18 protein-coding genes, 2 pseudogenes and 1 riboswitch are annotated in these 24,712 nt (G+C 72.1%); of the genes and pseudogenes, 10 read left to right on the forward strand and 10 right to left on the reverse strand.

Going from position 1 to position 24,712, the window contains the following annotated elements; all coding sequences use genetic code 11:
* The first annotated feature begins 80 nt into the window (after positions 1-80).
* Positions 81-157, forward strand: a riboswitch (cobalamin riboswitch).
* Positions 158-307: 150 nt separating this feature from the next.
* The 3 genes from ACZ60Q_RS22170 (at position 308) to pgm (ending at position 4,974) form a co-directional block, all read left to right on the forward strand.
* Entirely contained in the window at positions 308-1,765 is a 1,458-nt protein-coding gene (locus ACZ60Q_RS22170) for a hypothetical protein (RefSeq protein WP_469637592.1), read from the forward strand.
* Between the two features lie 280 nt (positions 1,766-2,045).
* Entirely contained in the window at positions 2,046-3,113 is a 1,068-nt protein-coding gene (locus tag ACZ60Q_RS22175; protein WP_469637181.1) for a chitinase, read from the forward strand.
* 217 nt (positions 3,114-3,330) lie between these two features.
* Positions 3,331-4,974 (forward strand): phosphoglucomutase (alpha-D-glucose-1,6-bisphosphate-dependent), encoded by a 1,644-nt coding sequence (gene pgm / locus ACZ60Q_RS22180; protein WP_469637184.1) that lies wholly within the window; start codon positions 3,331-3,333, stop codon positions 4,972-4,974.
* Positions 4,975-5,002: 28 nt separating this feature from the next.
* On the opposite strand, the gene rho is transcribed toward pgm, so the two are convergent.
* From rho to ACZ60Q_RS22215, 7 genes and pseudogenes are all read right to left on the reverse strand, one after another.
* The gene (rho, locus tag ACZ60Q_RS22185; RefSeq protein WP_469637186.1) at positions 5,003-6,142 is read right to left on the reverse strand and encodes a transcription termination factor Rho; all 1,140 of its coding nucleotides are present in this window, start codon (positions 6,140-6,142) and stop codon (positions 5,003-5,005) included.
* 272 nt (positions 6,143-6,414) lie between these two features.
* Positions 6,415-8,051: pseudogene (locus ACZ60Q_RS22190) on the reverse strand ((2,3-dihydroxybenzoyl)adenylate synthase).
* Positions 8,048-9,253, reverse strand: a complete 1,206-nt coding sequence (locus tag ACZ60Q_RS22195; RefSeq protein ID WP_469637189.1) for an isochorismate synthase — start codon at positions 9,251-9,253, stop codon at positions 8,048-8,050. The pseudogene ACZ60Q_RS22190 and the gene ACZ60Q_RS22195 overlap by 4 nt, the downstream one beginning before the upstream one ends.
* 85 nt (positions 9,254-9,338) lie before the next feature.
* A pseudogene (locus ACZ60Q_RS22200) lies at positions 9,339-9,950 on the reverse strand (SDR family oxidoreductase).
* A 500-nt stretch (positions 9,951-10,450) separates the two neighbouring features.
* Positions 10,451-11,476 (reverse strand): methylmalonyl Co-A mutase-associated GTPase MeaB, encoded by a 1,026-nt coding sequence (meaB, locus tag ACZ60Q_RS22205; RefSeq protein WP_469637192.1) that lies wholly within the window; start codon positions 11,474-11,476, stop codon positions 10,451-10,453.
* Between the two features lie 12 nt (positions 11,477-11,488).
* Positions 11,489-13,714, reverse strand: coding sequence for a methylmalonyl-CoA mutase (scpA, locus tag ACZ60Q_RS22210; RefSeq protein ID WP_469637195.1), 2,226 nt, complete (start codon positions 13,712-13,714; stop codon positions 11,489-11,491).
* Positions 13,714-15,576, reverse strand: a complete 1,863-nt coding sequence (locus ACZ60Q_RS22215) for a methylmalonyl-CoA mutase family protein (RefSeq protein WP_469637198.1) — start codon at positions 15,574-15,576, stop codon at positions 13,714-13,716. The genes scpA and ACZ60Q_RS22215 overlap by 1 nt, the downstream gene beginning before the upstream one ends.
* A gap of 268 nt (positions 15,577-15,844) precedes the next feature.
* Here ACZ60Q_RS22215 and ACZ60Q_RS22220 point away from each other — a divergent pair, with 268 nt between their 5' ends.
* The 3 genes from ACZ60Q_RS22220 to ACZ60Q_RS22230 all read left to right on the forward strand — a co-directional run bounded on the left by ACZ60Q_RS22220 (position 15,845) and on the right by ACZ60Q_RS22230 (position 18,060).
* On the forward strand, positions 15,845-16,390 hold the full coding sequence (locus tag ACZ60Q_RS22220; RefSeq protein ID WP_469637201.1) for a DUF6325 family protein: 546 nt from the start codon (positions 15,845-15,847) through the stop codon (positions 16,388-16,390).
* Positions 16,391-16,510: 120 nt separating this feature from the next.
* The gene (locus ACZ60Q_RS22225) at positions 16,511-17,308 is read left to right on the forward strand and encodes a tyrosine-protein phosphatase (RefSeq protein ID WP_469637204.1); all 798 of its coding nucleotides are present in this window, start codon (positions 16,511-16,513) and stop codon (positions 17,306-17,308) included.
* 254 nt (positions 17,309-17,562) lie between these two features.
* Positions 17,563-18,060, forward strand: a complete 498-nt coding sequence (locus ACZ60Q_RS22230; RefSeq protein ID WP_469637206.1) for a GNAT family N-acetyltransferase — start codon at positions 17,563-17,565, stop codon at positions 18,058-18,060.
* Positions 18,061-18,138: 78 nt separating this feature from the next.
* Here the strand turns inward: ACZ60Q_RS22230 and ACZ60Q_RS22235 are convergent, their stop codons facing one another.
* From ACZ60Q_RS22235 to ACZ60Q_RS22245, 3 genes are all read right to left on the reverse strand, one after another.
* Positions 18,139-18,519, reverse strand: coding sequence for a VOC family protein (locus ACZ60Q_RS22235; protein ID WP_469637209.1), 381 nt, complete (start codon positions 18,517-18,519; stop codon positions 18,139-18,141).
* Between the two features lie 271 nt (positions 18,520-18,790).
* Positions 18,791-19,600: a VOC family protein gene (locus ACZ60Q_RS22240; RefSeq protein ID WP_469637212.1), complete on the reverse strand. Its 810-nt coding sequence runs from the start codon at positions 19,598-19,600 to the stop codon at positions 18,791-18,793.
* Between the two features lie 186 nt (positions 19,601-19,786).
* Complete coding sequence (locus tag ACZ60Q_RS22245) at positions 19,787-20,128, reverse strand: DUF6479 family protein (protein WP_469637215.1); 342 nt, start codon at positions 20,126-20,128, stop codon at positions 19,787-19,789.
* A 226-nt stretch (positions 20,129-20,354) separates the two neighbouring features.
* On the opposite strand from ACZ60Q_RS22245, the gene ACZ60Q_RS22250 reads away from it, so the two are divergent.
* The 4 genes from ACZ60Q_RS22250 to ACZ60Q_RS22265 all read left to right on the forward strand — a co-directional run bounded on the left by ACZ60Q_RS22250 (position 20,355) and on the right by ACZ60Q_RS22265 (position 24,592).
* A complete protein-coding gene (locus tag ACZ60Q_RS22250) occupies positions 20,355-20,744 on the forward strand; it encodes a hypothetical protein (RefSeq protein ID WP_469637218.1) in 390 nt (129 codons plus the stop codon).
* Between the two features lie 59 nt (positions 20,745-20,803).
* Positions 20,804-21,388, forward strand: a complete 585-nt coding sequence (locus ACZ60Q_RS22255; protein WP_469637220.1) for a 2Fe-2S iron-sulfur cluster-binding protein — start codon at positions 20,804-20,806, stop codon at positions 21,386-21,388.
* Positions 21,385-22,386: an FAD binding domain-containing protein gene (locus tag ACZ60Q_RS22260; RefSeq protein ID WP_469637222.1), complete on the forward strand. Its 1,002-nt coding sequence runs from the start codon at positions 21,385-21,387 to the stop codon at positions 22,384-22,386. The genes ACZ60Q_RS22255 and ACZ60Q_RS22260 overlap by 4 nt, the downstream gene beginning before the upstream one ends.
* Positions 22,387-22,492: 106 nt before the next feature.
* Entirely contained in the window at positions 22,493-24,592 is a 2,100-nt protein-coding gene (locus ACZ60Q_RS22265; protein ID WP_469637225.1) for a xanthine dehydrogenase family protein molybdopterin-binding subunit, read from the forward strand.
* The last annotated feature ends 120 nt before the right edge of the window (positions 24,593-24,712 follow it).

Genomic DNA, 24,712 nt, shown 5'->3' on the forward strand with positions numbered 1-24,712 from the left:
TTCGCGATCGCCCCGGCTCGGGCCCGGACCGTCCCTGGCGCGGCCGTGCCGCCTCGGGTAGCGTCCTGGCCTGCCGTAGGGGGGAACCCGGTGCGAATCCGGGGCTGACGCGCAGCGGTGTGGGACGGCAGGGGGCCGTTCCCGAGCCCGAATGCCCAGACGGCGGTTGTCCCAGGAGAAGCCGTACCCACGCGTCCGGGCGTCGGCCACCCCAGCCTGCCCCGACCCTCGCGGCCCGGGAGGCCCTGTGGTGCCGCGCGTCCCTCATCCCAGGAGCAGGCACATGCCCCGTTCTGTCACGTTCCGCATGTCCGGTACCTCCCGTACCGCAGGCACCTTCCGTACGTCCCCCACCGGCGCCGACTCCCGTACGTTCCGCCGCCTCGCCCTCGTGGCGCCCGCCGCCCTCGGGGCGTTCGCCCTCACGGTGCTTCCCGCCGCCGCGACCTCCACGCCCGCCCAGATCGCCACCTCGAAGACCAACGGTGTGACGTACGTCAAGTCCCTCCAGGCGGCGGACGGTTCGTACGCGGGCTCCGGCCTCTCCAACGAGTGGGCGTTCAGCGCGCTCGCCGCAGCCGGTACGGCCGCCGTGGACGTGACGCCGGGCGGTGACGCCACCAAGAACGCCCGCACCGTCTACCGCAACCTCCTTGCCACCCCGGGCTGGCCCTCCGCCACCCCCGTCGTCACCGACTATCAGCGCGGCACGCTCAACGCGTACGCCGCCGGGATCGACCCCGCCCGGGTCTCCGCCTCACGTAATCTGATCGCCGACATCTACGGCTACTGGCAGAACGCGGAAGCCGGCTACTTCGGTCCGTCCGCCAACTACAACGGCACGGTCTTCGCCGCCCTCGCCCTGGGCGGCGCCAGAACCCAGACGGGCCTCCAGCGGATTCCGCAGGCGCTCGTCGACAAGGTCGTCACCCGCCTCCGGGCCAACCAGCACAACGACGGCGGCTGGACCTACGCCAAGGCCGAGGGCAGTGCGACCGAGCTGAACAAGCCGGGCGATGTCGACATGACCGGCGCCTCGATGGCCGCGCTCTGCGTCTCCGGCGTTGCGAACACCGATCCCGACATCCTCCAGGCCAAGGCGTTCCTCAAGAGCAAGCTGGTGAACACCTCCGGCGCGTTCAACGCGATGTACGGCATCAACACCAGCTCCAACGGCTGGGCCGTCTCCGGGCTCAACGCCTGCGGCATCGACCCGCAGACCGGCGACTTCCTCACCCCGGCGGGCAGGACCCCGGTCGACTTCCTGATCGCCCAGCAGTTCACCCCGGGCGGCGGCTTCAAGTACCAGCTCACCGACACCACCCCGTCCGCCTACTCCTCCCTCGACGCCCTTCGCGCCGTCGCGGACGGTGGCTTCACCGCCGCGCCGCCCACCCCGGTCACGGCGGGCGCGCCCAAGTGGGTGGCGGCGGGCGGCTTCACGGCCGGCACAGCGACGAAGCTGGCGCTCACCGTGGACGACGGCACCGGCACACTGAAGGTCTGCTCGGTCGCGTTCACCCCGACCGGCGCGAGCACCACCCTTGGCGATGTCCTGACCGCCGCGACGAGCGCGTCCACCCCGGCGGGCTGCGTCACCTCCGTGGTCCCCGCCTCCGGCACCGGAACCATCACCTCCGTCAACGGCAAGGCCAACGCCGGCTCGGCGACCTGGAAGGTGTCCGTGGACGGCTCGGCCTTCGCCGGGGCCGTCCGCAACAAGGTGATCGGGGTCGGCGACACGATCGCCCTGCGCTACTCCTGACCCGCCACGTCCGGTGACGGGGCCCCTGCGCGGGTGTCCCCCTCACCGGGTTCGGCAGGAACGTGCCGCTGTTCTCGTCGATGGCCGGCGGCTGCCCCAGCGGTGGGTCCCGCCTGGCGGGGCGGACGCGAGGAGCCGCTTCTGATGGGCAGTCCGGTCCAGACCTCTTGACCGAAGGTCTGGACCATTCTACGGTTTGGCAGGGTCACGACATAGGGCGGGGCGGGGCGAACCTTTCGCCCCGTCGGCGGCGGACCCGGGCAGGAAGGACATACGGATCATGGGGCGTACATCACGACTGCTGGGCCTCGGCCTGGCCGCGGCACTCGTCGTACCGATGCTGGTCGGAGTCGCGCCGTCGAAGGCCGCGGAGAGGAACACCGCGGCCGCCGAGACCTGCGCGGTCAAGTCGAAGCCCACGGGCAAGGTGCTCCAGGGGTACTGGGAGAACTGGGACGGGGCGGCCAACGGCGTGCATCCGCCGCTCGGCTGGATCCCGATCACCGACTCCCGCATCACCCAGCACGGCTACAACGTCATCAACGCGGCCTTCCCCGTCATCCGCTCCGACGGCACCGTCCTCTGGGAGGACGGCATGGACAACACCGTCAAGGTCGCCACACCCGCCGAGATGTGCCAGGCCAAGGCCTCCGGTCTCACCACCCTCATGTCGATCGGCGGAGCAGCGGCGGGGATCGACCTCAGCTCCAGCGCGGTGGCCGACCGGTTCGTCCAGACGGTCGTCCCGATTCTGAAGAAGTACAACTTCGACGGCATCGACATCGACATCGAGACCGGCCTCGTCGGCAGCGGAAACATCAACCAGCTGTCCGCGTCGCAGGCCAACCTCATCCGCATCATCGACGGCGTCCTCGCCGCGATGCCGCCGAACTTCGGCCTCACCATGGCCCCCGAGACGGCGTACGTCACCGGCGGCAGCGTGGTCTACGGCTCGATCTGGGGCTCCTACCTGCCCATCATCAAGAAGTACGCCGACAACGGCCGCCTGTGGTGGCTGAACATGCAGTACTACAACGGCAGCATGTACGGCTGCTCCGGCGACTCCTACTCCGCCGGCACCGTCGCGGGCTTCACCGCCCAGACCGACTGTCTGAACAAGGGGCTCGTCATCCAGGGCACCACCATCAAGGTGCCCTACGACAAGCAGGTCCCGGGTCTGCCCGCCCAGCCCGGCGCCGGCGGTGGCCACATGTCCACCGGACTCGTCTCGCAGGCCTGGAACCACTACAACGGCTCCCTCAAGGGGCTGATGACCTGGTCCCTGAACTGGGACGGCTCCAGGGGCTGGACCTTCGGCGACAACGTGAGGTCCCTCCAGGGCCGTTGAGCCACCGCCCGTACGCTTTCCGCGCCCCTGGTCCCCTCCGGACCAGGGGCGCGGCGCCGCCCCGGCCGGGTGGCGACACGAGGAAGGCGCGAACCGGTCGCGCACCGGGGCGGTGGGGAGAGCAGAATCGGGTACGGACCGGGGTGATCGTTTCCCCGGTGCGCCGGGCCCGTCTCCCCGCGGTCCGGCCGACGACGAAGACGTACGAGGAGACCCGATGGTGCACGAACGGGCCGGTCACCCGGCGCAGTCCGCAGACCTGGTCGACGTGGCACGGCTGGTGACGGCCTATTACGCCCTCCACCCCGATCCGGCCGAGCCCGCCCAGCGGGTGGCCTTCGGTACCTCCGGCCACCGCGGCTCCGCGTTCGCCGCCGCGTTCAACGAGGACCACATCGCCGCCACCACCCAGGCCATCTGCGACTACCGCACCCGCCAGGGCACCGACGGACCCCTGTTCCTCGGCGCGGACACCCACGCGCTGTCCGAACCCGCCCGGGTCACCGCCCTGGAGGTGCTCGCCGCCAACGGGGCCACCGTCCTCATCGACAGCGAGGACGGCTACACCCCGACCCCCGCTGTCTCGCACGCCATCCTGACGTACAACCGGGGGCGCACCGAGCATCTGGCCGACGGCATCGTCGTCACCCCGTCGCACAACCCGCCCGCCGACGGCGGCTTCAAGTACAACCCGCCGAACGGGGGACCGGCCGCCTCCGACGCCACCTCCTGGATCCAGGACCGGGCCAACGCCCTGATCGAGGCCGGACTCGGAGAGGTCCGCCGGATCCCGTACGCCCGCGCCCTGGCCGCCGACACCACCCGACGGCACGACTTCCTGACCGCGTACATCGACGACCTGCCCGCCGTCCTCGACCTCGACGCCGTACGGGACGCGGGCATCCGCATCGGCGCCGACCCGCTCGGCGGCGCGTCCGTCGCCTACTGGGGGCGGATCGCGGAACGGCACCGGATCGACCTCACCGTCGTCAACCCGCTCGCCGACCCCACCTGGCGGTTCATGACGCTGGACTGGGACGGCAAGATCCGCATGGACTGCTCGTCCCCGCACGCCATGGCCTCGCTGATCGCCCAGCGCGACGCGTACGCCATCGCCACCGGCAACGACGCCGACGCCGACCGGCACGGCATCGTCACCCCCGACGGCGGCCTGATGAACCCCAACCACTACCTGGCCGTAGCCATCGACTACCTCTACACCCACCGCGAGGGCTGGGCCGCCGGGACCGGCATCGGTAAGACCCTGGTCTCCTCGTCCATGATCGACCGGGTCGCCCACGACCTCGGTCGCACCCTGGTGGAGGTCCCGGTCGGCTTCAAGTGGTTCGTCGACGGACTCTACGACGGGAGTCTGGGATTCGGTGGCGAGGAGTCCGCCGGGGCCTCCTTCCTGCGCCGCGACGGCCGGGTCTGGACCACCGACAAGGACGGCATCCTGCTGGCCCTCCTCGCCTCCGAGATCACCGCCGTCACCGGATCCACCCCCTCCCAGCGTTACGCCCAGCTCACGGCCCGCTTCGGCGACCCGGCGTACGCCCGCATCGACGCACCCGCCACCCGCGAGGAGAAGGCCGTCCTGGCGAAGCTCTCCCCTCGGCAGGTCAAGGCCGACACCCTGGCCGGAGAACCCGTCACCGCCGTGCTCACCGAGGCCCCCGGTAACGGAGCGGCGATCGGCGGGCTCAAGGTCTGCACCGACAGCGCCTGGTTCGCCGCCCGCCCCTCGGGCACCGAGGACGTCTACAAGGTGTACGCCGAGAGCTTCCAGGGCCCCGGCCACCTCGCCCGGGTCCAGGAGGAGGCCCGGGCGCTGGTCTCCGAAGCGCTGGGCGACGCCTAGGATCCGGTCCGCCGACCGGTGCCGGCGCTCAGGCGTCCGGCACCGTCGGCCGCACCTGCCGCAGGAAGGCCGCGTTGTCCGGGGTGCGCCGGACTTTGTCGAGCAGCATCTGAAGGGCGCCTTGGCCGTCCCGTGTGCTCAGCGCGCGCCGCAGGGCACGTACGGCCGTCAACTCGCCCGGACCGAAGAGGAGTTCCTCGCGGCGGGTGCCGGAGCGGGTGACGTCGACGGCGGGGAAGATCCGTGCTTCGGCGGCGGACCGGTCCAGGCGCAGCTCCATGTTGCCGGTGCCCTTCAGCTCCTCGAAGAAGAAGTCGTCGGCCCGTGAGCCCGTCTCCACGAGGGCGGTCGCCAGGATGGTCAGCGAACCGCCCTCCTCGGCGCAACGGGCCGCGCCGAACAGCCTCTTCGGGCCGGTGAGGGCCGCCGCGTCGACGCCGCCGCTCAGGGTACGGCCGCCCGCGCGCGCCGCGTTGTTGTGGGCCCGGCACAGCCGGGTGAGGGAGTCCAGCAGGATCACCACGTCCCGGCCCTGCTCGACGAGGCGCCGGCCGCGCTCGACGGCGAGTTCGGCCAGGGCGATGTGCTCCCGCGCGGGCCGGTCGAAGGTCGACGCGTACACCTCGCCGCGTACGGAGCGGCGCATGTCCGTGACCTCCTCGGGCCGTTCGTCGAGCAGCACCACCATCAGGTGTGCCTCGGGGTGGTTGGTGGCGACGGCGGCGGCCAACTGCTGCAGCAGCACCGTCTTCCCCGTCCGGGGCGGTGCGACGACGATGCCGCGCTGGCCCTTGCCGACGGGGGAGACGAGATCGACGATGCGCGGTGCGGGCCCGCCGCGCGGGGTTTCCAGGCGCAGCCGCTCATGGGGGTGGACCGGCGTCAGGTCGCGGAAGCGGGCACGGCCCCGCAGGTCTTCGGGGGCGATTCCGTTCACGCGGTCGACGAAGGTCAGGACGCGCGGCCGGTCGCAGTCGCCCTCGACGGCGTCGCCCTTGCGCAGTCCGAGGCGGCGGACCAGGGCGGACGACACCTTGATGTCGTCGGGGGAGGGGTGGCCGCCGTGCACACGGAGCATGCCGTGTCCGTCATCGGCGGTATCGAGGAGGCCGACGACCCGGACGGGGCTTCGCTCACCGGTCACGGGGCGTTCGAGTGTGGTGGTCATGGGAGGGGTCCTTTCGCGGACAGGCGAATGCGGGGACCGGCGTACGGAGGGGCGGCGGCAATCACGCCACGCACCGGGGGCACGGAAGCCCCGGGCCGGAGAGGCAGCGAAAACGCTGGGAAGAAGCTGGATCGCCGGTCGGAAAGGACGGGCGCAACAGCGGTGGAGAGGAATCAGCACCGGTGCCCGATGAGAAGGGGCATACACATGTGCTCATCGCACTGTACCACGGTGCGCCGGGTGTGCGTCGGAGGTTCAGTTCGGGGAGTCGTTCAGTGGGACGGGGAGGTGGAAGTGGCGCGGGCGGCGGCGTTGCGCAGGATCTTCTTGGAGACCTTGCCCACGCCCGTCTGCGGGAAGGCGTCGACGAACTCGACCCGGTCCGGCACCTTGTAGGCGGCCAGGCCTCGTTCGCGTACGAACCGTTTGACGGCCACCGCCTTGAGCGGACCCGCGCCCGAGCGCAGGATGACGTAGGCGCAGGCGCGTTCGCCCAGATACGGATCGGGCTCGGCCACCACGTTGGCGTCGCGCACGGCCGGGTGGGCGAGGATGTGGTCTCGACCTCCTCGGCGGCGATCTTCTCGCCGCCCCGGTTGATCTGGTTCTTGGCGCGCCCCTCGACGACGATGTGCCCGGTGTCGGTGATCCGCACGATGTCGCCGGTGCGGTAGAAGCCGTCCTCGGTGAAGGAACGGGCGTTGTGCTCGGGGGCGTTCCAGTAGCCCCGGATGGTGTACGGGCCCCGGGTCAGCAGATGGCCGGTCCCACCCGGGGCCACCTCCCGGTCCTCGTCGTCGACGACGAGGATCTCGTCGTCGGGCGAGATGGGTCGCCCCTGGGTGGTGACGATCATCTCGACCGAATCGTCCAGCCGGGTGTAGTTGACCAGCCCCTCGGCCATGCCGAAGACCTGTTGGAGTGCGCAGCCGAGAGCGGGCCGCACCCGCCGGGCCGCCTCCTCGCTGAACTTGGCGCCCCCCACGAGCAGGACGTCCAGGCTGCCGAGGTCGTGCGCGGTGCCCGGCGCGGCCTCCGTCCACAGCAGGGCCAGCGGAGGTACGAGCCCGGTGATGGTGACGCCCTCGCGCTCGATCAGCGGGAACGCCACCTCGGGCGAGGGTCCCGGGCACAGCACCACACGGCCGCCGGCGTACAGCGTGCCGAGCGAACCGGGGCAGGAGAGCGGGAAGTTGTGGGCCGCCGGCAGCACGACCAGGTAGACGCTCCTCTCGTCGACGGCGCAGATCTCGCCTGAGCCCCACAGCGAGTAGATGTAGTCGTCATGGGTGCGTGGGATCAGCTTCGGCACGCCGGTGCTGCCGCCGGACAGCTGAAGGAAGGCCAGGTCGCCCGGGAGCGGGCCGCCGTAGCCGACCGGCTCCTCGGCGACCTCGGCCAGCGCCTCGAACTCGCCGGGATCCCCCTGGGCGACGAACACATGGCGCAGGGTGTTCACCTGGGCACGGGTCCTCGACGCCAGTTCACGGTAGTCGTAGCCGTCGTGCTCGGCCGCGATGACGTACGCCACCGCCTCGGTGAACTCGCAGAAGTAGGTGATCTCGCTCTCGCGGTGCGCGGGCAGTGCGAAGACGGGCAGCGCGCCGATCCGGAACAGTGCGAAGATCACCTCGAAGAACGCGGCGATGTTGGGGAGTTGCACCACCACCTTGTCGCCCTTGGTGATGTCGCGGGCGAGGAAGCCCGCCGCCAGCCGGTCGGCCCGCCGGTCGAGATCGGCGTACGTCCACCGGCTTCCCGCCACCGGGTCGACGATCGCGACCCGGTCCGGATGCTCCTCGGCGCGCTGTCGCAGCATCTCTCCGAAGGTCTCCCCGCGCCACCAGCCGGCCGCCCGGTACTTCTCCGCGAACTCGGCGGGCCAGGCGGGCGCCACGTCCGTGCTCACAGCTCGGCTCCCACGGCGCTCAGGAAGGTGCGGAACTCGGCCGCGGTCCCGGCGGTCTCCGCCTCGGGCTCGGAGGCGGCGACGATGCCCGCTCCCGCGTACAGACGCAGCGTGCGTTCCTCGGCGTCGGCGCAGCGGATCGTGACGACCCATTCGCCGTCGCCCTCGGAGTTGCCCCAGCCGACCACTCCGGTGAAGAACCCGCGGTCGAACGGTTCGAGTTCCGCGATGACCTGACGGGCCGTCGGCGTCGGTGTCCCGCACACGGCGGGCGTCGGGTGCATCGCACAGGCCATCTCCAGCGCCGAGGCGCCGGAGGAGGCGAGAGTGCCGGTGACCGTGGTGGACAGGTGCCACATGGTGGCGGTGTGGATGAGCGTCGGGCGGGCCGGGACGGTCAGTTCCGTGCAGTACGGGGCAAGAGCCTGGTGGACGGCATCGACGACGACGGCGTGCTCGTGGAGGTCCTTGACGGACTCCAGCAGCGTGGCCGCCCGGCGCACGTCCTCGGCGAGGTCGGCGCTGCGGGGGGTCGACCCGGCGAGCGGATTGGCGACGACCTGCCTCCCGTGGCGGGAGACGAGCAGTTCGGGGCCGGCGCCGATGAGGGTGCGCCCGGGGCCGGTCGGCAGCGCGAAGGTGTAGCCGGAGGGATCGCGGCGGGCGAGGCGCTGGAGCATCGCGGGCAGGTCCAGCGGGGCCTCGGAGGTGAGTTCGAGGGTGCGGGCCAGGACGACCTTGCTGAACTCGCCGCGCCACATGCGCTCCACGGCCGATGCGACGCCCTTGCCGTAGGCCTCCGGTTCGGGTACCGGGCGTATCCGCCAGTTCTCCGCTGCGGGCGCGCCGGCGGGCAGGGCGATGAGCGGGTCGGAGGTGAGTGGCGGCGCGCAGCGCACCGACTCCGGGACGTCCAGGGCGGCAGGGGCGGTGTGGTCGAAGGGGACGGCGCCCATGACCACCGGCGATTCCTGTCCGGCGGCGACCGCTGCGGCGAGCGTGGCGTCCACCCGTGCGGCCAACGGTCGCTCGTCATGGGGAACATGGCGTCCCGGGCCCCGTGCGAGCAGCGTGCGTCCGGGGGTGGCGAGGAAGCGGTCGCCCGGTGTGTAGGCGTCCAGCAGCGAAATGGCCGCTCCTACGGCCGGATGGGCCGGACCGGCCGGGGCGGTGTGCGTGGCGACCTGGGATGCCGTCGACACGGGGACTCCATTCTCGATGGTCCCGTCAGCCGGGTGCGGGGGGCTGGAGGGGAGGTGAGGGAAAGGGGGAGGGCGGCCGTGCCGGTCAGCGCAGGGTCGCCCCGCCGTCGGCGTACAGCTCCTGGTGGTGATGTGGCGGGCCCGGTCCGCGGTGAGGAACGCCACCGTCTCCGCGATGTCCCAGGGGGCGTCGATCCGGCCGAGCGGGATGCCGGTGCGGCAGGCCGAGGGGCCCCGTCGAAGACGCGCTGTTCGCCACCCGGACCGGCCCGCAGCGCGCGTCGCGTCGGCGTATCGGTGGAGCCGGGTGCGACGACCTTGCCCGGTCCTGCGCGGAGAACACGGCCGCGGGGCCGGTGCGCGGAGCGCCCGCCACGTCCACCAGGGCGTCGACCGGGCCGAGTCGGCGTTCGGCCCGGGCCGCGGTGCTCTCCGCCCAACCGCGGTCGCCGGCGTCCACCACATACGGGGTCGGGCTGCCCCCCGAGTGTTCACCATCGTGCGGGTTCTCCTGCGTCAGGGCCCATTCGGCAACCAGCGCATCGACGCCCGGCCGGGCGCGATCGGTGGCGGCCACGCGGGTGCCGAGGGTGGCGTGCAGGTCGGCGACTGCCGCGCCGATGCTCTGTGCGGCACCGGTGACCAGAGCGGTGCGGCCGGCGAGCTCGCCGCTTTTGCCCGGTATGTGCTCAGACATGACCAACCCCCTCCGGGCATCGGGTAAGGGTAGCCTAAATTGAATCGACCGCCCAGGAGGCGTCGAGTCGTCGATATCGACCCGGGCCGGCCTCGCTTCGGTGCCGCCGGGCAGGGAGATGCCCCTGCCCCTCGGAAAGGCCGGTCCTCGTGGAAATCCCTGTCGAACAGCTCACCGCCGGATACGCCGGTCATACCGCCGCGCACAGGACCGGCCTGACAGGGCCCTTCGGACAGGTCGCGGCGATCGCCGTACCCAACAGGTGCGACAGAACGACCCTCCCGCGTTCCGCGGCCCGCCTTCACCGGACCCGCTCCGGCCGGGTGTTCGTCGGTGACGGTGGGCTGTCCGGCAGCCGTTTCGGTGCGACGCCGCCCACCACATCGCCCTGCCGCCCCAGGCTCCGCGGGCGCCCGAGGTGGTCACCTTCGCCGGACCCGTGCGGTGCGGCCCCTCCGCCCGGGGCCCTCGGCCCCTTCCCCGCTACCGTGCCGACGCGTTCAGGCGGATGGCCCCGCGCTGCCCGCGTCCGCGCCGGACGCACCCCCGCGGAACACCCCGAGGATCTCCTCGGCGGCCGACGTCGCCGTCAATGTGCCCTCCCGGACCCGTTGTTCGAGCTCCGGCGCGAGCTTTCGCACCGCCGGGTGGCTGTGCAGACTGTCCAGCAGTTCGTCGCGGACCATCGTCCACGTCCAGTCCACCTGCTGGTCGCGGCGCTTGGCCGCCAGCCGACCGGTCGACTCCAGGAGTGTCCGGTGCTGCTCCAGCCGCTCCCACAGAGTGTCCAGTCCGGTCGCCTCACGTGCGCTGCACGTGAGCACCGGGGGTGCCCAGGCCGCGTCCGCCGGATGCATCAGCCGTAGCGCACCCGCCAGTTCGCGCGCGGCCGAGCGGGCGTCACGTTCGTGCGGTCCGTCGGCCTTGTTCACCGCGATGGCGTCCGCCAGCTCCAGGACGCCCTTCTTGATGCCCTGCAACTGATCGCCGGTACGGGCCAGCGTCAGCAGGAGGAACGTGTCGACCATGTTGGCCACCGCCGTCTCCGACTGCCCGACGCCCACCGTCTCCACCAGCACCACGTCGTAACCCGCCGCCTCCATCACCACGATGGACTCCCGGGTCGCCTTGGCCACCCCGCCGAGCGTGCCCGCCGTGGGGGAGGGGCGGATGAAGGCGGCCGGGTCCACCGCGAGGCGTTCCATCCGGGTCTTGTCCCCCAGGATGGAACCGCCGGTACGGCTGGACGACGGGTCGACCGCCAGCACTGCCACCCGGTGCCCGAGCCCCGTGAGCATCGTGCCGAGCGCGTCGATGAACGTGGACTTGCCCACGCCCGGCACCCCACTGATCCCGATCCGCCGGGCAGCCCCCGCGTGCGGCAGCAGTCGGCTCAGCAACTGCTGCGCCAGCACGCGGTGTTCGGCTCGTGTCGACTCGACGAGCGTGATCGCGCGCGCCACGAACGCCCGCTTCCCGTCGAGCACTCCCTGTACATAACCATCGATGTCGATCTTCGCTGCCATCGGGTCAGCGGCTCACAGCTCGTGGCCGAGCGCGGCGCCGAGCCGCGTCACCAGGTCCTGGGCCGCGTCCGGGATCACCGTACCCGGCGGGAAGACCGAGGTCGCGCCCGCCTCGTGCAGTGCCTCGATGTCCTGCGGCGGAATCACCCCGCCCACCACGATCATGATGTCCTCGCGCCCCTCGGCGGCCAACTCCTCGCGCAGCGCGGGCACCAGGGTCAGATGCCCCGCCGCCAGCGAGGAGACGCCCACGATGTGCACATCGGCCTCGACGGCCTGCCGCGCCACCTCGCCGGGCGTCTGGAACAGCGGGCCGACGTCCACGTCGAAGCCCAGGTCGGCGAAGGCCGTGGCGATCACCTTCTGGCCCCGGTCGTGCCCGTCCTGCCCCATTTTGGCGACCAGGATACGCGGACGGCGGCCCTCCGCCTTCTCGAAGGCCCCGACCAGTGCGCGGGTGCGGTCCACCGAAGGGGACTCTCCTGCCTCTTTGCGGTACACACCGGAGATCGTACGGATCTGCCCGGCGTGCCGCCCGTACACCTTCTCCAACGCGTCCGAGATCTCCCCGACCGTGGCCATCGCCCGTGCCGCTTCGACCGCCAGCGCCAGCAGGTTGCCCTCCAGGCCCGGCCCCGGCGCGCGCTCGGCGGCGGCTGTCAGCGCGCGCAGCGCCTCCTGGCACGCCACCTCGTCGCGTTCCTCGCGCAGTCGGCGCAACTTCTCGATCTGCTGGGTGCGCACCGAGGAGTTGTCGACCTTGAGGACGTCGATCTTCTCGTCGGTCTCCACCCGGTACTTGTTCACCCCGATCACCGGCTGCCGCCCGGAGTCGATCCGCGCCTGGGTGCGCGCGGCGGCCTCCTCGACCCGGAGCTTGGGAATGCCCGCGTCGATGGCCTTCGCCATGCCGCCGGCCGCCTCGACCTCCTCGATGTGCTGCCAGGCCCGGTCCGCCAGGTCCCGGGTCAGCTTCTCCACGTAGGCGCTGCCGCCCCACGGGTCGATGACCCGGCAGGTGCCGGACTCCTGCTGGAGCAGGAGTTGCGTGTTGCGGGCGATCCGCGCCGAGAAGTCGGTGGGCAGGGCCAGCGCCTCGTCCAGCGCGTTGGTGTGCAGCGACTGGGTGTGCCCCTGCGTCGCGGCCATCGCCTCCACGCACGTACGCGTCACGTTGTTGAACACGTCCTGCGCGGTCAGCGACCAACCGGACGTCTGCGAATGGGTGCGCAGGGAAAGGGACTTGGGGTTCTTCGGATCGAACTGCCGCACCAGACGCGCCCACAGGAGCCGGGCCGCCCGCAACTTCGCGACTTCCATGAAGAAGTTCATGCCGATCGCCCAGAAGAACGACAGTCGCGGCGCGAACGCGTCGACGTCCAGACCGGCTTCACGTCCGGCGCGCAGATACTCCACCCCGTCGGCCAGCGTGTACGCCAGTTCCAGATCGGCCGTCGCCCCGGCCTCCTGGATGTGATAGCCGGAGATCGAGATGGAGTTGTAGCGCGGCATCTTCCGCGAGGTGTACGCGAAGATGTCGGAGATGATCCGCATCGAGGGCGACGGCGGATAGATATAGGTGTTGCGGACCATGAACTCCTTCAGAATGTCGTTCTGAATGGTCCCGGCCAGCTTCTCGGGCGGTACGCCCTGTTCCTCGGCGGCCACGATGTACAGCGCCAGCACCGGAAGCACCGCGCCGTTCATCGTCATCGACACCGACATCCGGTCCAGCGGAATGCCGTCGAAGAGCTGGCGCATGTCATAGATGGAGTCGATCGCCACGCCCGCCATGCCGACGTCGCCGGTGACTCGGGGGTGGTCGCTGTCGTAGCCCCGGTGGGTGGGCAGGTCGAAGGCGACGGAGAGGCCCTTCTGTCCGGCCGCGAGGTTGCGCCGGTAGAAGGCGTTGGACTCCTCCGCCGTGGAGAACCCGGCGTACTGACGGATCGTCCAGGGCTGGTTGACGTACATCGTCGGGTAGGGCCCGCGCAGATACGGGGCGATTCCCGGATACGAGTGCAGCGCGTCCAGGCCCTCCAGGTCCTCACCGGTGTAGAGCGGCTTGACCGTGATGCCCTCGGGCGTCTCCCAGAGCGGGGCCTCGGTGCCGTCGGCCGCCTTGGTCACGGCCGCCTGCCACTCCCCGTCGGAACCGGCGGGCGGCGCGGCGGACGTGAGCGGCACGTCGGAGAAGTCGGGAACGGAGGGTCTGTGTTCCGTGGGCGAAGTCGTCATCACGCCACTCCCATGCGGTCGAGTACGGAGGTGAGAACGGCGACCGCGTCGCAGCCCGCGAAGATGTACGCGTCGACCCCGGCGTACTCGCCGGGCCGGCCGGCGAGGAACACCCGCGCCGCTCCCGCCGACTTCAGTGGACCGGCCACCTGATCCGCCTGCTCGGCGTACAGCGCGTCCGACGAGCACAGGACGGCGACTGTCGCACCGGAGGCGGTCAACGCGCCGGCGGCGGTGTCCGCGTCCACCGAGACCGGATCGTGCACCGCCTCGATCCCGCCCGCCCCGAAGAGGTTGACGGCGAAGGAGACCCGCGCGGTGTGCGCGGCGGCCGGACCGAGCGCGGCGATGAACACCTTCGGGCGGCTCCCGGTCACCGCGAGGTGCGCGTCCGACCGGGCGCGCAGCGCCTCGAACGCCTCGTCCCGCCGGACCCGGGGCAGACCGCCCGGAGCCCCGGCGTACGCGTCGGGCGCGGGCTCGCGCTCCACCGGGCGCTCGCCCGGCTGCGGGAACTCGCTCACCCCGGTGATCGGCTCCTTGCGACGGGCCAGCCTCGCACTGCGCGTGGCCCAGGTGGTGGCGAGCCGCTCCGCGACCGTCCCGGAGCGCAGGGTGGCGGGCAGGCCGCCCGCACGCTCGGTCTCCTGGAAGAACGCCCAGGCGGCCGTGGCGAGTTCGTCGGTCAGTCGCTCCACGTACCAGGATCCGCCCGCCGGGTCGATGACCCGTGCCAGGTGCGACTCCTCCATGAGGATCGTCGAGGTGTTTCGGGCGATCCGCCGCGCGAACGCGTCGGGCAGGCCCAGCGCGTGATCGAACGGCAGCACGGTCACGGAGTCCGCGCCGCCCACCCCCGCGCCCAGCGTGGCCAGCGTGGTGCGCAGTATGTTCACCCACGGGTCGCGGCGCGTCATCATCACCGGCGAGCTGACGGCGTGCTGCCGCTGGGATCCGGCGGCGGGGGCTCCGGAAGCCTCCGCGACCCGCGCCCACAGCCGGCGTGCCGCGCGCAGCTTGGCGATGGTCAGAAACTGGTCGGCGGTGGCGGCGTAGCGGAACTCCAACTGCCCGCAGGCCGCTTCCACGCTCATCCCGGCACCGGTCAGGGCCCGCAGATAGGCGACGCCGGAGGCCAGGGAGAGCCCCAGCTCCTCGCCGGCCGAACCGCCCGCCTCGTGGTACGGGAGCGCGTCCACGGCGATGGCGCGGAGTCCCGGGTACTCCGCGTCGCACACCCGCGCCCAGCGCACGGCGGCGGTGAGGTCCGCCTCGACGCCCGTCCGGGCCTCGTGGCCGAGCGGGTCGGCGCCCAGTGTGCCGCGCGCCTCACCCTTGGCGACGCCGCGTTCCGCGTAGAGCCGCAGCAGCTCCGTCGCGGCGGCGTCCAGGTCGGCCGGGGCGTCGAGGGCGAGGGGCGCGAGGTCGAGATACACGCCTTCCAGCGCCCGGGCGAGCCCGTCGACGGGGACGCCCGCCGGTCCGCCCACGGTGAGCCAGAGGGAGGTGACGCCGTTCTCCAGATCGCCGAGCACCGCCTCGCCCAGCCGGGCGGGGTCGGTCAGGGTGTGGCGTTGACGCACGTCCCAGCCGCCTGCCGTGTTCCCCTCGGTCCTGCTGCCCCGGGTGAAGGGGGTGAAGCCGGGAAATCCAGGGTCCGGCGACTGGTCTTGTGCGGTGTAGAGGGGGCGGGTGGTGAGCCCGTCCTCCAGTGTGGTGGACAGTGCTTCCTCGGCGGCCGAGCCCGAGACTTCCTTGCCCGACTTGCGCAGTACGCCTTCGACGAGGCTCTGCCACTGGTCATGGGAGGGGTCGGGGAACGCGGTGGCTGGAGAGAGCCCGTCAGCAGGCTGGACCGTCATGCTCAGATGCTAGGCCAGCGCGCCGAAGCAGCAGCAGGGGCACATGCTGTGACCTTGCCCTCTCGGGCATGTACGTGATCCGTTACATACAGTCGCATAGTCGGCGCGATGGACGGGCAGTGGCAACACGACGGTTCTCGATATAGGTATGAATCGGGACAGTAGTGCATATTATGTGCGAAGTTTCCTGATTCTTTATGCCATCCCTGGAATGCCGTATCCACCCCCGGTGCCCCTGTGGCCGCCGGGATGCGGAGAGGACGCGACCGTGGCCGTCGGACCTGTGGAGTACCTCGTCATCGCCTTCCCCGGCAGTCGCTTCGCCGGGTCGGTCGCCCCCGCGCTCGCCGACGCCGTGTCGTCCGGAGCCGTACGCGTCGGGGACCTGGCCTTCGTCCGCAGGTCCGAGGGCGGCGTGCCGGCCCCGGTGGAACTGCGCGAGCTGGACCCCGAAGGAGTGGTTCCGGCCGATACGGCTGAAGGTGGGGCGGCGGCGGTGCTGGGTGCGGAGGACGTCGAAAGGCTCGACCGGGGAGTACCGGCGGGCGACGTCGTGGCGATCGTCGTCCGGGAGGACCTGTGGACCACGCGGCTCGCCCGCGCGGCCCGCGAGGTCGGCGGCACGTTCGTCGCGCACGAGCGCCTCGGAGCCGGTGGGACGGGCGGAACCGGTGGGTCCGGTGGGTCCGGCGGGGAGGATGCCGCTGGGGACGACATCATCACCCGGCTGGAGCGGCTCGCCGAACTGTGGAGGCGGGACGTCCTTACCGACGCCGAATTCGTGGAGCAGAAGACGAAGCTCCTGTCGGACTGATGTCCGCCGACGCCCCGGGGTGCCGCCCGACGTTCTCCGGTGGTGCTTTTCTTACTGCACACGACGTTGATCCTGATATGTGGGATTCCTGGCATTCATCGGGGAAGGAGGCAGTTCATCGTGCAGACCGCCCGGACCGTTCCGGCCGCCACCGTTGTCAATCTGCGCGACCTGGGCGGCATCGCCCTGGGCCGAGACCGCCGGGTGCGGCAAGGCGTCCTGTTCCGCTCGGGTCAGCTGAGCGAGCTCGACCCGGCGAGCGACCGGGCGGTTTCCGCGCTCGGCATCCGCACCGTCGTGGACCTGCGCACCGCCGATGAGCGTCAGTGGGCCCCGGACCGGCTGCCCGACCGGGCCAGGCTCTTCGTCGCCGATGTGCTGGGCGACCACCCGGGTGTGGCGCCCGCCCGGCTGCGGTCCCTGCTCGCCGACCCGCTGGCGGCGGAACGGACGCTGGGGGGCGGCCGGGCCGAGGAACTGTTCGCCGAGACCTACCGGAAGATGGTCCTCTCGCCGGGCGCCGCAGCCGCCTACCGGGCCTTCCTGGAGACCGCTGCCGACCCCGGAGCGCGGCCGGTGCTCTTCCACTGCACGGCGGGCAAGGACCGTACCGGCTGGGCGGCAGCCGTCCTGCTGATGCTCCTGGGGGCGGCTCGCTCGACGGTGCGGTCGGATTTCCTCGCGGTCAATCCCGCTGTTCGGGCCGCCTTCGCGCCGTACGTGGCGAAGTTCCTGGACGGTGGCGGAGACCCCGCCGTCGCCGCGGCGGTCATCGAGGTCCGCCCCCGCTACCTGGACGTGGCGCTCGACGCCATGGACGAGCGCTGGGGCGGACTCGACGGCTACGTGCGCAACGGGCTGCGCGTCCCCGACGCCGCACTGGAGCGGCTGCGCGACGGCCTGGTGATCCGCGGCTGAACCGCCAGGGCGACGGAAGCGACCGTAACAGGAGGCGGAAGAGGTCCCCGAGCGGTGTCCGCGGCCCGCACCGAGGCCGAGGTGCGGCGCATCCTGCAATGAGGTGAACGAGAAGATCGAGCGGGCGATCCGCATGCCTCCCGAGGGCCCGCCGTCGCGGCTGATCCCCTTCGACGTGGACGGGACCGTCCGCGTCCGGCGAGAGGGACGCCGCCCGGCCTGAAGCCGCCACCACGGTGCCGCATACTCGCCGTATGGGATCGGGCAGGGCAGGGCGGCGGCGCGGGCGCGGCGCACAGCGTGCCGAGGTGACGGTCCGCCGGGCCGCGGCGGGCGAGGCAGGCCGGCTGACCCGGCTGGTCCGTACATCGGGCGCCTACGAGGGCCCGTACGCGCCGATGGTCGAGGGCTACCGGGTCGGGCCGGACTACATCGAGGCGCACCGGGTCTTCGTCGCCGAGGACGGCGGTACGGGCCGGATCCTCGGCTTCTACGCGCTGCTCCTCGATCCGCCGGAACTGGACCTGATGTTCGTCGCCGACTCGGCCCAGGGGCTCGGCATCGGCCGACTGCTCGCCGACCATCTGCGCGGGGAGGCCCGGAGCGCCGGGCTCACGGGCGTCCGGATCGTTTCCCACCCGCCGGCCGAGGGCTTCTACCGGAGCATCGGCGCCGAACCCGTCGGCACGGTGCGGGCCGACCCGCCGGCGGTGATGTGGGACCGGCCCGAACTCCTGCTCCGCATCGGCTGAGGCGCGCCCTGCCGGAGACGACCGGAGCCCGGCCGCAGTGCGCGGCCGGGCTCCGGGACGGGGCGCTTCAGGAGATGATCAGCCGCCGTACGGGCGGGTGATCAGCTCCATGCCATGACCGCTCGGATCGGGGAAGTACACGCCCCGTCCGCCGTCGTTGTGGCTGATCTCGCCGGGAATCTTCTGATGGGGATCGGCGAAATAGTCGATCCCCAGAGCCTGGATCTTCCCGAACGCGGTGTCGAACTCCGCCTCCGAAATGAGGAAGGCGTAGTGCTGCGGGGTGATCGAAGCGGCGGGAATCGTCGCGAAATCCAGCGTGATGCTGTTCGCGAGGACGACCGGAAGGAACGGACCCCACTCCTCTCCGACCGTCAGGCCCAGCAGATCCGCCAGGAATGCGGCGGACTCGCGGTTGTCCCGGCAATGGACGATGGTGTGGTTCAACTCGACTGACACGGTGGAATGCCTCCAACGGGCATCTCACGGGCTACCTCCACGCCTCACCCGGCCGGTGACCGACGCGCGATGCCCTGCCGTGATCATAGGCGGGCCGCGCACATCGGTCCACGGGGTTACGCCCGTGACCGTGGGGACCTGTGCAGGGGGCCCTGGCCCGGGGCGCTCCGGTCGGCGGGAGACCGACGATTAGGGAGAGGACGGGGACCGGGACGAGTCGTCCGACCGGGGGAGCGATGCCGACCGAAGCGTGGACGCCAACCGAAGCGTGTCAGGCCGGGCCGCGCACATCGGTCACCGCGAACAGTGCGCCGTCCGGATCCCGCAGGGTGACCTCGGTGCCACCGAAGCCGGTGCGCTCCTCGACGAGGGCGCCGCCGTGCCGCCCGGCCGCGGACACCGTCGCTGCGAGGTCCGCCACCGGGAACTGGACCTGCCAGTGCGGGCGCACCACCGGGTCGACGGCCGCCTCCACGGCCCCGGAGCTGATCCGGGCCAGCGGATGCCCCTCGCACCGCACGATGACCTCGTCGCCCTCGTACGCGACATCGCAAGCCCCCGGCCGCCCGCTCGCCCAGTCGAGCACCTCGCCGTAGAAGATCGCCGCGTCGAAGGCGCTACGGGTCCGCAGCCGCAGCCAGGCGTGCGCGTGGTCGGCCGGGGCCGGCGGCGAGGCGGAGGCTTCGGTGCGCTCCCAGAGACCGAAGGACGCCCCGTCCCGGTCCGACGCCAGCACCCCGCGACCCTTGCCGAGCGTCAACGGCCCCACCGCCACGGTCCCGCTGCGTTCGCGGACCCGGGCGGCGGCCACGTCCGCGTCCTCCACCGCGAAGTACGGCGTCCAGGCCACCGCGACCTGGTACGCCGAGGAGACGGCGAACACGCCGGCGACCGGCACCTCGCCGCGATAGGCCACCGTGTAGTCCGCGCCCAGCCGCCCGGGGCGGAACGACCAGCCCAGGACCTGCGCGTAGAACCGTTCGGCGGTCTCCAGGCTCCGGGTCATGAGAGTGACCCAGCACGGCGCGGCCGGTCCCGTCAGCGGTGCTGCCGAGGCCGTACGGGGATCGCTTCCGGTCATGGTCCACTGCCTTCGTCGGGGAGCGGCGCCCTGCCCGGCCGCCGCGGTCCAGCAACCAGCCTCGACCGGCCCGCCCGGTCCCGCAACGCGGGCCCTGGTCGCAGCCCGGCACGCACGAGCGGCCACCAGAACGGTCTGAGCGCGGAGAGCCGACCCGGCTGACGGCCCGCCCCGCGGGGCGGGCCGTCAGCCGCGCGGCCGCTCCTCGTCGGGCGGCAGCGGACCGTTGCCGTGGTCCTTCAGCTCGTACGGGGACAGGGCATGGCCGTCCGCGGGGAACTGGTCGGAGGCGTGGGGGTCGTGCTGCTCGACGTGGGTGCGCCCTTCCGGCTTCTGAGGCTGCTCATGGGGCTGGGGCGGCGGCGGCTCGGCGTCGTGCTTGCGCTTGCTGAGGATGAAGCCGCCGATCAGTACGGCGACGACGGCCAGCGCCACGATGGGCAGGACGACCCCGAGGGCCCCCGCACTCGCCGCGTGCGGGACCTCGGCGGACATCTCGACCGCATTGACTGCATTCAGAACATCCATGGAGTGCGCATACCCCGAGAGAAGGGCATCAGTCAGCTATTCACACCAATTCATGTTTTATGGGTATCTCATAGGAAACACGTTTGGCGGTGGTCGAGGACCGCCCTCCTGACCGCTCCCGGGGAGCTCCAGTTCTCTTTCGGGCGCTTCCCGTGTCGCCGTCGGCCGGATGCGGGGTCAGCCTGGAGTGGTCCCGAAGGCCGGCACCCCAGCGGAAGGAACCACGGTGAACAGCACCCCCGAGCAGAGCGGCGAGGATCACCCGGCGGGCCGGGAGGTGGTGGTCTCGCTCAGCCGCTGCGACACCCAGGACGCGCGGACCGTGTTCGACGTGCTCGCCACCGCCTTCGCATCCGACCACCCGATGGGCGAGACGCCCACGTCGTCCGCGGGCCCTCGCCCGACCGTCTGGGTCACCACCGTCGACGTGTCCGAACCGAGGGTGGCCGCCACCCCCGCCCGCCTCACCGCACCGGTCACGGTGGAAGCCCAGGGCGGCTACTGGGCCGTCGACCGGCTGCGTGCCCACCTCACCGGTGCCTTCACGGTGAGCGTCGTCGGCACGGCCGCCGGGGACCAGGAAGAAGAGGTCAGGCTGCGGCTGGAGAGCCGCTGACGGCCCGAACGAGAGAACGACCGGGGTGACCCCGCCCCGTGGCGAAGCGAAAGGCGCGTATGGATTCCCTCGCTCCGGAAGCCGGCCTCGCACCGGAACCGGTGCTCGACGAACACTCCTCCGTGACCCTGCACGTCAACGGTGAACCGACGACGCTGACGGTCGACCACCGCACCACGGTCCTGGAGACGCTGCGGGAGAGCTTCGGCCTCACCGGGGCCAAGAAGGGCTGCGATCACGGCCAGTGCGGGGCCTGCACGGTCCTCGTCGACGGGCGGCGGGTCAACAGCTGCCTGCTGCTCGCCGTCGCCCAGGACGGTGCCACGATCATCACCGTGGAAGGGCTCGCCGACGGCGAGAACCTGCACCCGGTGCAGCGGGCGTTCGTCGAGCGGGACGCCCTCCAATGCGGCTTCTGTACCCCGGGCCAGATCTGCTCGGCCGTGGGCATGCTCCGTGAGGCCGCCGACGGCCACCCCTCGCACGCCACCCGACCGGACGTCGTCGCCACCGGACCGGAGGGCCCCGTCGTCCGACCGGCCGCACTCGACGCCGACGAGATCCGGGAGCGGATGAGCGGCAACCTGTGCCGGTGCGGGGCCTACCCCCGGATCGTCGAAGCCATTGAGGACGTGATCGAGTGAAGCCGTTCGGTTATGTGCGCCCCTCCTCCACCGACGAGGCCGTCCGGCTCTGCGCGGCCGGTCCCGGCGCCCGATTCCTGGGCGGCGGCACCAATCTGGTGGACCTGATGAAACTCGGCGTCGAGGCGCCCCGGGTCCTGATCGACGTCGCCGGGCTGCCGCTGGACCGGGTGACCCGGACGGCCGACGGCGGCCTGAGTGTCGGCGCCACCGTGCGCAACAGCGACCTCGCCGCCCACCCCGAGGTGACGGAGAGCTACCCCGTGCTGTCCCAGGCGCTGCTGGCCGGGGCCTCCGGCCAGCTCCGCAACTCCGCCACCACCGGCGGCAACCTGCTCCAGCGCACCCGGTGCCGCTACTTCCAGGACATCTCCAAGCCCTGCAACAAGCGGCTCCCCGGCTCCGGCTGCCCCGCACGCGAAGGGACCCACCGCGACCTGGCGATCCTGGGGCACTCGCCGGAGTGCGTGGCCACCCATCCGTCCGACATGGCGGTGGCGCTCGCCGCGCTCGACGCGACCGTGACGCTCCTGGGGCCCGAGGGCGAACGGGCCGTCCCCCTCCTCGAGTTCCACCGCCTGCCGGGGCAGAACCCCGACCAGGACACGGTGATCAGGCCCGGCGAGCTGATCACCGAGGTGGTGCTCCCGCCGCCGGCGCCCGGGGCGGCCTCCCGCTACCGAAAGGCCCGCGACCGCGCCAGTTTCGCCTTCGCGCTCGTCTCCGTCGCCGCTACTCTCCGGGTGGCCGCCGGCCGGGTGGAGCACGCCACGCTAGCGTTCGGCGGTGTCGCCCACCGGCCGTGGCGGGCCCGCAGGGCCGAGGCCGAGCTGCGCGGCGCTCCGGCCACGCCCGCCGTGTTCCAGCACGCCCTGATCGCCGAACTGGCCGAGGCGCGGCCGCTGCGCGACAACGCGTTCAAGGTGGACCTTGCCCGTCGGCTCGCCCTGGACGTGCTCGGCGAACTCACCGCCCGGCAGCCCGCGCGGACCGGCTGACCCCGCTGAACGGCAAGGGCCGGCGTACTGCCCGGCCCGCGCCTGTTCGCCTGACGCCTGTCCGCGTCCGCCCTCCCGCACCACCGACCCCCGAGGATCCGCCGCCATGACCACCCGAGCCCCGAAGTTCCCCGGTGCGCCCGTCGTCCGCAGAGAGGCCCGGGACAAGGTCACCGGTAGCGCCCGCTACGCGGCCGACCACGTGCCCGACGGCTGTCTGTACGCCTGGACCGTCCCGGCCACCGTCGCGGCGGGGCGCGTCACCGCCGTACGGGCCGTCGACGCCCTCGCCGTACCCGGCGTCCACACCGTCCTCACCCACGACAACGCGCCCGAACTCCACGAGCCCGACGACCCGATCCTCGCCGTGCTCCAGGACGACCGGGTCCCGCACCACGGCTGGCCGATCGCGGTCGTGATCGCAAAGTCCCTGGAGGCCGCCCGGACAGGAGCCGGGGAACTCCACGTCGAGTACGCACGCGACGAGCACGATGTGACCCTCACCGACGACCACCCCGGCCTCTACACGCCCGAGGAGGCCAACGGCGGGCAGCCCGCCGTCCGGGTGCGCGGCGACGTGGAACGTGCCCTGGCCGGGGCGCGCGTCCAGATCGACGCGACCTACCGGACGGTCGCGCTGCACAACCACCCCATGGAACCGCACGCCGCCACCGCCGTGTGGGCCGACGGACACCTCACCGTCCACGACTCCAGCCAGGGCTCCACCAAGGTCCGCGAGAGCCTGGCCCAGGCGCTCGGCCTGGAGGCGGACCGGATCACCGTGGTCTCCGAGCACGTGGGCGGCGGCTTCGGCTCGAAGGGCACCACCCGCCCCCAGGCGATCCTGGCGGCGATGGCCGCCCGGCACACGGGGCGTCCGGTGAAGCTGGTGTTCCCCCGGCCCCAGTTGGCGGAGGTCGTCGGCCACCGGGCCCCCACGATCCAGCGGGTCCGGCTCGGCGCGGACCTGGACGGGGTGCTCACCGCCGTCAGCCACGAGGTCGTCACCCAGACCTCCACCGTGAAGGAGTTCGTCGAGCAGGCCGCCGTGCCCGCCCGCGTCATGTACGCCTCGCCGCACAGCCGGACCGCGCACCGGGTGACAGCCCTCGACGTCCCCAGCCCCTCCTGGATGCGCGCCCCGGGAGAGGCGTCGGGGATGTACGCCCTGGAGTCCGCCATGGACGAGCTGGCCTCCGCGCTCGGCCTGGACCCCGTGGAGCTGCGGCTGCGCAATGAACCGGAGACCGAACCGGACAGCGGCCGCCCCTTCAGCAGCCGGGGCCTCGCAGCCTGCCTGCGCGACGGTGCCGCCCGGTTCGGCTGGCACGACCGCGACCCCCGGCCCGCCGCCCGCCAGGAGGGCCGCTGGCTCATGGGTACGGGCGTGGCCTCGGCCACGTACCCCGTCCTCGTCTCCCGGTCCACCGCGAGGGCCCACGCCGCGCGGGACGGCGCCCTGCGCATCGCCGTCAACGCCACCGACATCGGCACCGGGGCCCGTACCGTCCTGGCCCAGATCGCCGCCGACGCGTTCGGTGTCGCCCCGGAGGCCGTAGGCGTCGACATCGGCAGCACCGACCTGCCCGCCGCCCCGCTGGCCGGCGGCTCCTCCGGCACCGCCTCCTGGGGCTGGGCCGTGCACAAGGCGGCCACCAGCCTCGCCGCCCGTCTCGCGGACCACTCCGGCCCGCTGCCCGACGACGGGATCACCACCACCGTCGACACCGAACAGGAGACCGGCGAGGAGTCCCCGTACGCCCGGCACGCCTTCGGCGCGCACTTCGCCGAAACGGCCGTCGACGCCGTCACGGGCGAGGTGCGCGTACGCCGGCTGCTCGGTGTGTACGCCGCCGGGCGGATCCTCAACGCGCGCACCGCGCGCTCCCAGTTCACCGGCGGCATGGTGATGGGCATCGGCATGGCCCTCACCGAGGGTTGCGGCATCGACCCGGTCTTCGGTGACTTCACGGCCAAGGACCTCGCCTCCTACCATGTGCCCGTCTGCGCCGACACGGCCGACATCCAGGCGCACTGGATCGAGGAGGACGACCGCCACCTCAACCCGATGGGCAGCAAGGGCGTCGGCGAGATCGGGATCGTCGGCACGGCCGCCGCCATCGGTAACGCGGTCCGCCACGCCACCGGCGCCCGGCTGCGCGAACTGCCCCTCACCCCGGACACCTTGCTGCCCTACCTGCTCTGACCGGACACCGCCTCCCCGCCGGCACGGACGACCCATGTGTTGCGCGTCCGGCCTACGCGGCGCACCCTGATGAGTGACCCAGTAGTGATCAGCGCTCACGCTTCGTGTTCGGGGGTTGTT

It is taken from the genome of Streptomyces sp. NPDC104313, assembly GCF_055583985.1.